The following is a 13,186-nucleotide window of genomic DNA, read 5'->3' on the forward strand; positions in this document are numbered from 1 at the left end:
AGCTCTTAGAGAACGGAAGTTTTACGTTTCTGCTTTTGAATGGTTTGGTCTAATGAACTGGAAAATTCACGCTTATCCCGTTCAGAAATGGGTGGTGGGCCACCCGTCTGCACACCTGCGCCACGCAAGGTATCCATAAAATCACGTAAATGCAGACGTGCCTTCACATTGGCTTCAGTATAGATTTCCCCGCGTGGATGAATGGCAATTCCGCCCTTCTCTATCACCTCTGCAGCCAAAGGTATATCCTGGGTAACTACAATATCATGCGCTTTCATACGATCCACAATTTCCTGATCCGCCGCATCTGCTCCGCTCATGGCCTGAATCGAGTTAATCCGTACTGAAGGCGTAATTCCTATAGGCTGATTGGCTACAAAAGTCACTTCCAGCTGGTAGCGATCTGAAGCGCGGATAATCACATCTTTCAGGATACGAGGTAATGCATCGGCATCGACCCAAAGTTTAAATGGCAACACAAAGCTTTCCATAGAGGGAGAAATCCCGATTAGTGTAGCAAATCATCCGCTCAAGGTTGAAGATTAAAAATATGGTTCTGGCTTTTTCCATGCAGAAAACTAAGGCTGGAATCCTTGTACAGCTGGCCTTCAAGAAAAAATAGATTTCATCCGATTTACATTTTAATTTTAAAATTCATTCAATTGACTTGAAAAATCGTAATAACCCTCGATTAACATAAATAAGTCATCCAAGATCAATTGTGTATATGAAAAAACAGAATAGCCCAGAGATCATTACCATTGATGATCAGAATTTCGGTAGTCATGTCGAGCATTGGACCTTGCTGACCGAAAATCCAGGCACAGATGTTCCCCAATGGTTAGGCCAAGCTCTTGACGCGCCTGTTATGCCCATGGGCCTGTGTACGCAAGAAGGTGAAATGGATGAAACGACCTGGCTGATTCAGGGACCTAGCAAAGCTGCGGTGCAGTTGAGTCAGGTGATTGCGGTAGAAAACAACAAGCCTCAGGCCGTAAAAACCGCATTCCCATGTTTTGAAAGCCCGTATCAGATCAAAGCCAGCATTGACCGGATTATTTCCTGCAAATCCAATACCCAAGCTGTGCTTTGCCTGAATCTTGGTGCCAACAGTATTATTTATGCTTTCGATAACCTGTATAGCGTTAATCGACAGCATTATGAAAAAGACCAGTCTTATATCGTCAACCTGAATGCCTGGGCTTATGAGCTTGAAGCCGTCGGTGATCATGAACACCTGGTGGTGGATGACCCGGCATCCATTAAACATCACCGTGCCCTAAATGATATTCTGGCGGCCAATAACGGTGTAGCTCCTGAGAATTTGCAGGAACAGATTGATGCATGGGAACCCAAAACCGAAGAAGATAAAGAACCCGTCACTGTCGATTTTTCCAAAATGGTGGCCTATCTCTACGGCGAAACCTTGGGGCAGGAAGATGAAGCCTGGTTCCAGGGCAATATTGTCGGCAAAACCACCATGCAATTTATGGCTCAGAACTATACTTTATACGATGTCACCCTGCTTCATGATGAAGGCCAGCCCGCCACCCTCATCCGGATTGCTACTCGCAATACCGAATATAAGGATTTTGAAATCGGACAGTATATTCGAGGCAATCTCTGGATTCAGGCCAGTATCTATAAAAAATCAGCATAACTTGCAAAGAGAGGAGATATTCACTTATAGCCGAATATCTCCTGGTTATTTTTAACTTAACTTTTCCTGATTTTTTTCTATTTTCCGATTATTTTTGATGGGTTGATTGAAGCGAAAATAATGAATTTCGACTTTATTTTACTTCGTTTTATAAAAGCTTTTAAACTCAATGAAGCGTTCTTGTGAATGTGTTTAATTAAGCTTTTAAGATTATAAAAATTATGAAATTAAAAAACTTAGAATAAATCTTTAGATATTTAACCTGGTTATTTAAACAATACGAACTTTAACAAGTTTAGCTCGGAATGTTCTTTATTTAATCAATTTTTTATGATAAAAATACGGTCAACAAATAATGATTTACGATAAATAGATCGGACTATAAATATCTATGAAAATCGTGCAAGAAGAAAATTTACAGCAAGTCGAACATCGACTTGGTTCCCGCTATGATCTCGATATGATGTCATGTGTATTTTTTGCACTGGGCATGCTGATCTGTGGTTTTATCCTTCATACTTTTATTTTTTAAACTATAGCTGCACAAAAAAACCCGGCCATTGCCGGGTTTCTGCTTTTCAGGCATTAAGCATTGCGTTGAGCGAAGTCATCCATAAAATTCACCAATGCCTGCACCCCTTCCAGAGCAACAGCATTGTAAATGCTGGCGCGCATACCGCCAACTGAACGGTGGCCGGCAAGATTCAACAAATGATTGGCTTCAGCTTCTTTCAGGAACTGTTTTTCAAGTTCTGGATGAGCCAAGGTAAATGGCACATTCATGATTGAACGGTTTGCCTTAGCAATCGGATTCGCATAAAAATCGCTGGCATCAATATAACCATAAAGCAAGTTTGCTTTTTCCATATTCATTTTATGTATAGCCTCTACACCGCCATTTTCTAGCAGCCACTCAAATACCAGACCTGACAGGTACCACGCATAGGTCGATGGAGTATTGACCATAGAGCCATTTTTAGCCTGATCCGCATATCTCAGGATGCTTGGAATCTCAGGTTTTGCCTGATCCAGCAAGTCTTCACGGATAATCACCAACGTTAAACCGGCAGGACCAATATTCTTTTGCGCACCGGCATAAATCAGACCAAATTTAGATACATCCAGTGGCGCAGACAGAATACTTGAAGAGAAGTCACATACCAGTGGCTTATCTGTTTCTGGAATATCCGCAAATTGCAGACCGCCAATGGTTTCATTGTCGGCATAATGCACATAAGCTGCGTCATCAGACAATGTCCATTCGCTTTGTGCGCTAATGGCATATTTACCCTCAATCTGGGTGCCAGCTTCAACGACATTAATATCGCCATAGCGCTTTGCTTCTTTCAGGGCTTTTTCAGACCAGATCCCCGTGTGAATATAGTCAGCTTTGTTGTTTTTACCCAGCAAATTCAAAGGGATCGCCGAGAATTGTAAGGATGCCCCACCCTGCAAAAATAATACTTTATAATTTTCAGGAATATTCATGAGCTTACGTAAATCAGCTTCTGCTTTTTCAGCCACCGCAACATAGTCGGCACTACGGTGACTCATTTCCATGATCGAAAGCCCCTTACCGTGCCAGTCCAGCATTTCAGCTTGAGCTTTTTCAAGAACGGCAGTAGGTAATGCAGCAGGACCAGCACAGAAGTTGTACGCGCGCATGATTTTTCCTTTCAGAGTGAAACACAATAAAATGATGGCATTTAACCATATATCAGCCTTCCTTGCACAAAATTATTTCAATCCAGGAAGTGAAATACAGTCAAAAAATCAATCTAGATTCAAAGGATAATTTGAATTTTTTCTATTTTTAGTTTTTAAATTCATGATTTCACTGCATAGAAGTTATATAGATAAAATATGGCCGCACTCAACTCTGAAGGTATTTTAGGAGCGGGGGAAGTTTGGGAATAGAAATAGTATAATTTTTCAATTTGTGCTTGTTTAGACGCGATCAGGATAACAATCAAAGTAGATCATTTAAACGGGATGGGTTTCAATTACAACAATACTACAACTTTACTGTCGCCTGTCTTGCAAATACTTGATTTATAATTCAGCCTAGACTGATTTAATGTGACTTTTACATCACTAACTTGATGAACATGAAGAAAAATAAACCATATGTCTGCTGGGGTTTTAGTGTGCTTGCATTCATGATGTATGGCAGTTTTAGCTATGCACAAAACATCAGCTTTCAGGATGCAGAACGACAATTGCTACAGCGCTCTTATTCGGGTCAGGCTTTTCAAAGCCTTGAACAGGCTTCTAAACTGGAAGCCGAAGCGATTAAAGGAATTGGATTACCACGTATCGATCTAAATGTCCGGGCCTATGCCTTTCGTAATGAATTAGACATTCCTTTAGGGGCGGTTAAAAATAATCTTGAGCAGTCTCTGAGCAGTGGTTTAAATAATAAGATTGATGAGTTTAATTTAGACCAGAGTATCGCTGACCCGCTTAAAGAAAGCCTGAAACAACCTATTCGGGATGGCGTGGATTTAATTCCAGATTCAACCAATGTAGTGCTTGAAGACCAAGTGGTCCGCCCTAGTGTTTCAGTTATGATGCCACTTTATACCGGTGGACTGACCCGCAGTGCCAAAGAGGTTGCCACGATTCAGGCTGGACGCAGTGAACTGAGCAATCAGCAACAGCAAGATACACAGCGTTTTGAACTGATTCAGGCCTATTTTAGTGTACAACTGCAAAAGCAGTTATTAGAGGCAGCGCGTTTTAATTCAAATGCCATGCAACAACATTATCGCAATGCCCTGAAAATGGAACAGCAGGGATTTATTAGCAAAGGGCAGCGTATGCAGTTTGAAGTGGCGCGTAATAATGCTGATCGAACCCAGCAAAATACTCAGGCCAATCTGAATGCTGCACTGTTCCAGTTGAACAACCTGTTGCAGGACAATACTATTACCGAGTTGAGCACGCCTTTATTTGTCAATCGGGCTGAACCACAAAATGTAAATATCCTGCTCAGCAGTTTTAGCCAGAATTCACCTTTAATTAAAAAAATGAAACTGGATACCGAACTGGCCAAAACCAATGTCAAAGCCCAGCAGGCAGCTCAAAAGCCAAATGTCTTTGCCTTTGGCGAATACAGTCTGGACGCACAGCAAAACTGGATTGTTGGGGTTGCAGCACGTTATAACTTGTTTTCCGGCATTGATAAAAACAAAAACATTCAGGCTGCCGAACTGAAACGTTATGCTGCCGAACTGATGACAGCACGTACCCAGCAGGAAGTTGAAAACCTGATTTATAAATCGTTTAGTGAAGCAGTCAGTGCCCAGCAAAGCGATGTTTTATTACAACAAAATATGAAAGCAGCTCTGGAAAATTTGCGTATTCAAGAATTGTCTTTTAAGGAAGATGTCGGCACTGCAACTCAGGTGATTGATGCACAAAATATGCTGAGCAGTTTAAAGGCAGAGACAGCATTAAATGCTTATAAGTATGTCATCTCCCTCGCCACATTATTACAAAGTCATGGCTCTATTGCTGAGTTTCCAGACTATATGCAGCATACCAATACTCACTATATTCGTTGATGGAGCCAAATATGACTGATGAGCAAAAGCTTGATCCTCCGGTTAATGAACCTGCTTCAAAAGTAGCACACAACAATCAAACTGAAGAAAATCCTGCCGAAGCACAACAAGAAAAGTCTGGCAAGAAATATCTGCTGGGCAGCTTGATTCTGGTCATTCTGGTTTTGATTGGGTTTGGCCTCTGGAAGACCTATCAACCTAAAGCGCTCGAACTGCAAGGTCGGGTTGAAGCGAAAACAGTGCAGGTTGCGACCAAAGTTCCAAGCCGGATTGAAAGGATCTATGTGCAGGAAGGTGATGAAGTAAAGAAAGGTCAGGTACTGGTTAAATTACATAGTCCTGAAATTGAAGCGAAAAAACAGCAGGCACTCGCCACTTTGCAGTCTGCCCTAGCCCTCCAATCCACCGCAGAACGCGGTTCACAGGACGAAAATATTGCTTCTCTGCAGGCCAACTGGCAATCACTGAAAGCGCAAGAACAGCTGGCAAAAACCTCCTATCAGCGGGGGGCAAACCTGTTTAAAGAAGGAGTGATTTCCCGTCAGCGCCGCGATGAACTGTATGCAGCGTCACAGTCGGCCACACAAATGACTGAAGCGGCCTATCAGCAATATATCCGCGCCAAACGTGGCAGTACACCGCAGCAAAAAAGCTCAGCCGACGCACAGGTAGACATCGCCCGGGCAGCGGTAGCCGAAGCCAATGCCCTTGAGGCAGAAACTGAATTACTGGCCCCGATCGATGCCACGGTATCCAAAACCTATGGCAATGTTTCGGAGCTGGTCGCAACTGCTGTACCTCTGGTCAGCCTAATTTCGGCAGAACGCTGGGTCAGTCTGAATATCCGTGAAGATCAATATGCTTCTTTACACGAACAAAAGCAGCTCGAAGGTTATATCCCGGCCCTTAATAAAACCGCGAACTTTAATGTAAAAAGTATCAGTGCTGAAGGTGAGTTTGCCACGATCAAGACTACCCGCCAAACTGGCGGTTATGATGTGCGCAGTTTTAAAGTTCATCTCGTGCCTGCCGCCAAAATTCCAGAACTGAAAGTCGGCATGAGTGTATTGTTTAAACTGCAAGAGCCGAAATAAATGGCAACTGGATTCTGGGCCGGCATTCGGCGTGAATTAGCCTATTTATATAGAGAAAAATGGGATCTGGCGCTGGTCTTGCTGGCCCCTGCCTGCATTTTAATTTTATTCGGCAGCATGTTTGCCAAAGGCAAACCGGATCATTTACCGATTGCTATTATTGACCAAGATCAAAGCAGCCTGAGTACTCAGATTTATGATCATTTATCTCTGAATTCTACTCTGCGAGTGTATAGCGTTTCTGATCAGAGCGTTGAGGTTGAAAAACTGCTCAACCAGAATAAAATCTGGGGCTACATCCATATTCCTACAGGTGCCGAACAGCGACTGGTCCAGGCACAAGATGCCGAAATCAGTATTGCCTTTAATCAGAGCTATTTCAGTATCGGCAATACCATTTCTTCAGCCATGTTACTCAGTACACTACAGGCAATGGCTGAATTTACCGGAAAACAGTATCTGGGCAATACTCTGCCTGATCTGAATGCACCAACACCGAATATTAAAATTTCTCCACTTTATAACCCGCAGCTGAATTATGAGTTTTATCTGGAACCGTATATGGTTCCGGCGATTCTGCATTTGCTCTTGTGTTGCTGTGTGGCTTTTTCAGTAGGTCAGGAGCTCAGGCGGCATACTTTTCATCATTGGATTAATAAACAGAATCTCTGGTCAGCCCTTCTCTCTAAGAATCTGGTCTATGTGGCGATCTTCTGTCTCTGGACCTGGGCCTGGATGTTGTGGATGGTTGAGTTCCGCGGCTGGTTTATTGCCGGCTCATTCTGGCTGATTGTATTGGCTCAAATCTTATTCTATAGCGCCTATGCCTTTATCAGTAGCGCGGTCGTACTCGCTACGCAGGACCTGACCAAATCTTTTGGCCTACTCGCGGTCTATGGTGGTTCATCGCTCAGTTTTGCCGGTGTGACTTTACCCTTAAATAATGCCCCGCTGTTTACCCAGTTCTGGGCCCATATTATTCCTTATACACCTTATGCCAAATTACAAACCGAGCAATGGGTGATTGGCAGTCCGCAAGCTATTTCACTGCAACCGATGTTAATACTGATAATCTATGTACTACTTTACGCCGGACTGGCCTATATTTTTTTAAAGAAGACCACTAAAGGAGTGTCGACATGAAAGCACTCTGGAGGGCTTACTGCAAAACCTTTAAAGATATTGTCAGCAATAGCAGTATTTTTACCACGCTGATTCTCTCGGTACTATTTTACAGCTTTTTCTATCCAACCGCCTACAAAGCTGAACAGGCCGAAGCCTTGCCGATTATTATTGTCGATGAAGAGCAAAGCGCCCTAACCAGCAGCATTATCAGTCACGTCAGTCAAAGCCCGAATGTACAGACCATAGCCGTCACCGGGAATTTTGCTGAAGCCAGGCAATGGGTAGAAGCTCAAAAAGCTGACGGGATCTTGTTATTACCGGACAATCTTTCACAATCCCTTCTACATGGGGAAAATGGGGGGATCGGGCTATACCTGAGTGCAGCCAATTTCCTGATTACTAAACAGATTGGCTTAGGTCTAGTGGCTTCCGTTGAAAATACTCTAAGTGAATATACTGAACGTTTTAGCGAAATTTCACATTTCTCACCTGCCCTGTCTATTCACCAGATTCCGCTTTTCAATCCCCTATCCGGCTATGGCAGTTATGTATTTCCAGCTGTTGCACCACTGATTATTCATCAGACAATTTTTCTGGGACTTAGCATGCTAATTGCCCTGTACCGGGAAAATAAACAGATACTTAATCTAACTACCTTGGGCGGGATTGGTCTGGCCATTTTGATGATTGGTTGTCTGGGCTGTTATTACCTGTTTGGCTTTACCTTCTGGTTGTTTGACTATCCACGTGGTGGCAATTTCTGGGGCATGCTACTCGCTGTACCAGTGTTTGTGTTCTGTATAATTGGCATCACGATCCTGTTCGCCAGTTTTCTAGATATGCCGGAACGTGCCGGACATGTAATTGTCTTCACTTCCATTCCATTTTTTATGCTGTCCGGAGTTGCCTGGCCACACGCTGCAATGCCCGTCTGGATGCAATTCATTGGACAGGCTTTACCTTCGACACAGATTGTTCAAATGTTTATCCAGCTGAATCAGATGGGCGTGCCCACTCATCTGATTCTAGGAAAGCTTGCTTATCTGTTTGTGGTCGGCATGATCTGCATAGGCTTAGGCTATTATCGACTACGCCCACACAGTTAAATTAAGCCGTGTTTCATTAACACCCATCCAACACAACGTTATTCACCAAAAACCTGAATATTAAAGTTACGAATTTTGCTGCTACCATGAGGCTGATCAAAACTGACATCATATTGCACCAGATTTTTGGGATAGGCAATTTCATAACTGATCTTATATTGAGTCACTCCTTTTTCCTCTTCAATGCGTTTGCTCATTAAAGTTTTGGTCTTATAAGCTTCTTGAGGAATCGTGCGAGAAAAGCGCTTCATTAGCTTCTGGTTATCTTTAAATTCTGCCTGTAGCTGAGGTTCAAGATGGGTCAAAAATTTATCATATTTACCCTCACGCAAATCATTATAAGCAGCTTCCGCAGCCTGTTCCTGTGCCGGACTAGGATTCGGAATCTCCTCTTGAGTACAGCCATGCAATCCGATCAGGGTAGCCAGTAGCATTAATCTGGTTTTCATCATTCACCTTTTTTTAGTCGATGTATGAAAAAGGACGCCGCAGCGTCCTCTTGTTCAGTGAAGAATTTACTCTTTTACTGTAGCGTTATCATCTGCCTGTTCAGCATCTTGCTCACCAGCCACAAGATCCGCAGTCGACTCTGTATTTTCAGTATCTGCCAATACATCCAACTCTTCATCTTCAACCGCTTCAATGGCTTCTACACCAACCAGTGTTTCATCTTCACCAAGACGGATCAGACGAACCCCTTGAGCATTACGGCCAGTTTGTGCAACTTCGGATGCACGAGTCCGTACCAATGTTCCGCCATCTGAAATCAGCATCAACTCTTTAGAAGCATCAATCGCAACTGCACCTACAAGTTCACCATTACGCTCGGACGTCTTGATTGCAATTACGCCTTTACCGCCGCGTTTCTTGGTCGGGAATTCATCTACTGTGGTACGTTTACCATAACCATTGGCAGAAGCACACAGCACTTCACCTGTTTCTGGAACGACCACCAGTGATACAATACGGCTAATAAAGCTGGTTTCAATCGCCTCGTCATCATCAGACTCGACATCTGCATCTTCGGCATCTTCGACCTGAGCAGCGCCGATGGTTACACGCATACCGCGTACACCTTTGGCTGAACGCCCCATGGCACGAACATCAGTTTCTGCAAAACGGATTGCCTTGCCTTCATTCGAGAACAGCATGATCTGCTGTTCGCCATCGGTAATGGCCACGCCAATCAGGGTATCATCGCCATTCAGCTCAATCGCACGCAGACCATTTGAACGGACATTGGAGAACTGTTCCAGTTCTACACGTTTAATCGTACCGTACTCGGTAGCCATAAACACATAGAAGTTTTTACGCAGGTTTTCTGCCAGCTCTGCAAATTCAGCAACAACTTCATCATCCAGATCAGTCGCAGAAAGCTCAACGCCCAACTCCTTCAGCTGAACACGCAAGGCATCAGACAGGTCATCTCCATCTTTAAGCTCTGCAAATGCTGCTTCCAGACCCGCATAATGCTTGGCGATAATGTCATTCTTCTGCAGCTGTTCCATATTTGCTTTTACAAAGCTACGGAAGCCTGCCAGACGCTCTTTGAATTTCTTCGGCGCTTCCATGACTGGCAGAATCGCAGTAATGGTTTCATGCTCTTCCAGTGGTAACAGGTTGACCATTGGACGGCCTTTGGAACCACGTGAGGCTTGCGGCACTTCAAACACACGCAGACGATAAACTTTACCAACATTGGTAAAACAAAGCACCGTAGCATGGCTCGAGGTCACAATCAGATGTTGGATATAATCATCTTCTTTCATCGAAGTAGCAGACTTGCCGCGGCCACCACGACGTTGTGCGGCATAATCAGACAATGGCTGAGTTTTTGCATAACCTGACTGGGAAACAGTCAATACCATCTGCTCTTCTGGAATCAGATCTTCACGCGAGAAGTCGATACGAGACTCAACAATATCTGTCTTACGTGCATCGCCATATTGTTGCAGCACCAGCGCAAGCTCTTCTTTAATCACATTCATCAATAAGTTGAAGTCATTTAAGATAGCAGTATATTCAGCAATTTGAGCCAAGATTTCAGAATATTCAGCTTGAAGTTTATCCTGCTCAAGACCGGTCAAACGGTGTAAACGCAATTCCATAATCGCGTTGACTTGAGTCGGAGATAAACGATACACATCACCATCAATACCAAATGGACGGTTTGGATCTTCGCCTTCAATTTCATCAGGACGTACAGAAACAGCGCCCGCCTTTTCAAGCAATGCTGCCACACCACCTGCTGCCCACTCACCCGCTTGCAAACGCTCACGCGCTTCAGCAGGGTTAGCAGAAGTTTTGATGGTTTCAATGATGGCATCAATATTTGCCAGCGCAACTGTCAGGCCTTCTAATATATGACCACGTTCACGCGCCTTGCGTAATTCGAACATGGTCCGGCGGGTCACAACTTCCTGACGGTGACGGATAAACGCTGCAACAATATCTTTCAGGTTCATCAATTTTGGCTGGCCATTGTCCAGGCAAACCATATTAATGCTGAACGAGTTTTCCAGCTGGGTATTCAGAAACAGGTTGTTAACGATGACTTCAGCATTTTCACCACGCTTCAGGTCAATCGCAATACGCATCCCATCTTTATCAGATTCGTCACGAAGTTCTGAAATTCCTTCGAGTTTTTTCTCTTTAACCAGCTCGGCAATACGCTCAATGGTTTTAGCTTTATTGACCTGATAAGGAATTTCAGTAAATACAATGGTGGTACGGCCAGACTTCTGATCTTCCTCAAAATGGTATTTACCACGGATATGCAAACGGCCTTTACCGGTGCGGTAAGCATCAACAATCCCTGATTTACCATAGATAATACCGCCTGTAGGGAAATCTGGACCGGAAATATGCTCCATTAATCCTTCAATGCTGATATTCGGGTTATCTGCATAGGCCAGACACGCATTCACCACTTCTGTCATGTTGTGCGGTGCCATATTGGTCGCCATACCGACTGCAATCCCCGCAGCACCATTGACCAGCAGGTTTGGAATACGGGTCGGCATCACTTGTGGAATACGTTCTGAGCCGTCGTAGTTGTCTTCCCAGTCAACGGTATCTTTTTCAAGATCCGCCAGTAATTCATGGGTCAGCTTACGCATGCGGACTTCGGTATAACGCATCGCAGCAGCACTATCGCCATCGATCGAACCAAAGTTCCCTTGTCCATCTACCAGTTGGTAACGTAAACTGAAGTCCTGTGCCATGCGTACAATTGTTTCATAAACGGCTAAATCCCCATGCGGGTGATATTTACCGATGACGTCACCTACAACACGGGCAGACTTTTTGTAAGCTTTGTTGTAGTCATTGCCCAATTCGTGCATTGCGAAAAGCACACGACGATGAACAGGTTTTAGACCATCTCGTACATCCGGCAAGGCACGTGAAACGATCACGCTCATTGCATAGTCTAAATACGAGTGCTTGAGTTCATCCTCAATGGCAATCGGTCTAATTTCCGATACGCTCATGCATACTCCTTATTCTATAAGCCAGCTTTGGCTTATATTTATATGTCGTAAATCCAGCAAAATTATTAACTCAAACGACAGAGCTAAAAACTAAAATACAGCCCTAAATTATAGCATAAACCTGGCTAATTTTGTGCTTTAGCTTCAATCTTAATCTTGTTAATTTACTTAAATTTAGTGATTATTTTTTACACAAACCGCCAAACAAAAATAGAAATATAGCCACATATCATCTTATGCTAGGAATTGGCTAAATCGCTCACATTTCAAATCAAGCGGGCTTAAAAACCTTTCATACGCAGCAGTTATATTTATTCGGATTTATCTTGCTTCATCAAATGAAAGCTGATCAAAAATAACCCTAGGATTAAGGGGAACTCATAAAGCTCTTCCATCAAATCCTTATACTGAATGTCACGTAGAAATAATGTATCAATGACACGCTCATGCTCAATCGCATCTGAAATAATTAAGCCCGAACAAGCCAATACTAGCGCCCATACTGGCAGCATAAAATGCTTAAGCTTTCGAATAATTTCTTTTCTTAAATGCTCAGAAAACAGCATAAATACCACTGGGGAAATCAACATGATCGAAATTGCACGAAAATAAGGCTTAGGAACCTCAGGAAAATAATCTCGCCCCCAACTGGTGCTGCGCCCAAACAGCAACAACCACCACAGGACTGCCCACAACCAAAACTGCTTTTTTCCGTCTTGCAAATCTAAGGGCCGAATATAGAAATAGCTAAATATGGCACACATTAGCAATAACAAGGCTTGTAAATTTTCCACAAAACGAACTATTTCACCATCGTATAATGGTACTTGCAGATCAGCAGAGAATGGAAATAAAAAACACAGGATGGCAATGGCTACAATCGGCCACGTAAGCCGGGTATCGACCAACAAAAGACTACTCCTACCCAAACGACAAAGTAGGGTAAAGCTTAAAAAAAAGATGGCGAATAATATCATAAATGCTTTATACGAATAATAGCCCTGTGTGTTTTAATCACACATTGCAAAGACACAATACGAGCATAGCCCTACTCTACCCTTAACTTAGAACCCCCTCCTATTGGAAATGTAACGTACAAAAATCACTCATCGCTCGAACTTTAACACCGGCCATAAAAAACGCC

General features: G+C 43.4%; 11 protein-coding genes. 6 read left to right on the top strand and 5 right to left on the bottom strand.

The window, feature by feature from the left end; genetic code table 11:
- Positions 1-5: 5 nt before the first annotated feature.
- Entirely contained in the window at positions 6-491 is a 486-nt protein-coding gene (locus tag NI467_RS04820) for a YaiI/YqxD family protein (RefSeq protein ID WP_161982755.1), read from the bottom strand.
- Positions 492-727: 236 nt separating this feature from the next.
- On the opposite strand from NI467_RS04820, the gene NI467_RS04825 reads away from it, so the two are divergent.
- Together NI467_RS04825 and NI467_RS04830 are read left to right on the top strand one after the other, a co-directional pair.
- Entirely contained in the window at positions 728-1,660 is a 933-nt protein-coding gene (locus NI467_RS04825; protein WP_151203501.1) for a hypothetical protein, read from the top strand.
- A 391-nt stretch (positions 1,661-2,051) separates the two neighbouring features.
- Positions 2,052-2,192, top strand: a complete 141-nt coding sequence (locus NI467_RS04830) for a hypothetical protein (RefSeq protein WP_162850556.1) — start codon at positions 2,052-2,054, stop codon at positions 2,190-2,192.
- A 53-nt stretch (positions 2,193-2,245) separates the two neighbouring features.
- On the opposite strand, the gene serC is transcribed toward NI467_RS04830, so the two are convergent.
- On the bottom strand, positions 2,246-3,325 hold the full coding sequence (gene serC / locus NI467_RS04835; RefSeq protein WP_253151278.1) for a 3-phosphoserine/phosphohydroxythreonine transaminase: 1,080 nt from the start codon (positions 3,323-3,325) through the stop codon (positions 2,246-2,248).
- Positions 3,326-3,762: 437 nt separating this feature from the next.
- On the opposite strand from serC, the gene NI467_RS04840 reads away from it, so the two are divergent.
- Genes NI467_RS04840 through NI467_RS04855 form a run of 4 tightly spaced genes read left to right on the top strand, consistent with a single transcriptional unit; the run spans position 3,763 to position 8,551 of the window.
- A complete protein-coding gene (locus NI467_RS04840; RefSeq protein ID WP_253151280.1) occupies positions 3,763-5,226 on the top strand; it encodes a TolC family protein in 1,464 nt (487 codons plus the stop codon).
- 11 nt (positions 5,227-5,237) lie between these two features.
- The gene (locus tag NI467_RS04845) at positions 5,238-6,320 is read left to right on the top strand and encodes an HlyD family secretion protein (protein ID WP_253151282.1); all 1,083 of its coding nucleotides are present in this window, start codon (positions 5,238-5,240) and stop codon (positions 6,318-6,320) included.
- Entirely contained in the window at positions 6,321-7,463 is a 1,143-nt protein-coding gene (locus tag NI467_RS04850) for an ABC transporter permease (protein ID WP_253151283.1), read from the top strand.
- On the top strand, positions 7,460-8,551 hold the full coding sequence (locus NI467_RS04855) for an ABC transporter permease (RefSeq protein WP_253151285.1): 1,092 nt from the start codon (positions 7,460-7,462) through the stop codon (positions 8,549-8,551). Before NI467_RS04850 ends, NI467_RS04855 begins: the two co-directional genes overlap by 4 nt.
- Positions 8,552-8,589: 38 nt before the next feature.
- On the opposite strand, the gene NI467_RS04860 is transcribed toward NI467_RS04855, so the two are convergent.
- From NI467_RS04860 to NI467_RS04870, 3 genes are all read right to left on the bottom strand, one after another.
- The gene (locus NI467_RS04860) at positions 8,590-9,000 is read right to left on the bottom strand and encodes a DUF3887 domain-containing protein (protein ID WP_253151287.1); all 411 of its coding nucleotides are present in this window, start codon (positions 8,998-9,000) and stop codon (positions 8,590-8,592) included.
- A gap of 66 nt (positions 9,001-9,066) precedes the next feature.
- Positions 9,067-12,042 (bottom strand): DNA gyrase subunit A, encoded by a 2,976-nt coding sequence (gyrA, locus tag NI467_RS04865; RefSeq protein ID WP_253151289.1) that lies wholly within the window; start codon positions 12,040-12,042, stop codon positions 9,067-9,069.
- Positions 12,043-12,353: 311 nt separating this feature from the next.
- A complete protein-coding gene (locus tag NI467_RS04870; RefSeq protein WP_253151320.1) occupies positions 12,354-12,953 on the bottom strand; it encodes a hypothetical protein in 600 nt (199 codons plus the stop codon).
- Between the last annotated feature and the right edge of the window lie 233 nt (positions 12,954-13,186).

The sequence above is a fragment of the Acinetobacter sp. S4397-1 genome (assembly GCF_024129285.1).
Lineage (GTDB): Bacteria > Pseudomonadota > Gammaproteobacteria > Pseudomonadales > Moraxellaceae > Acinetobacter > Acinetobacter lwoffii_C.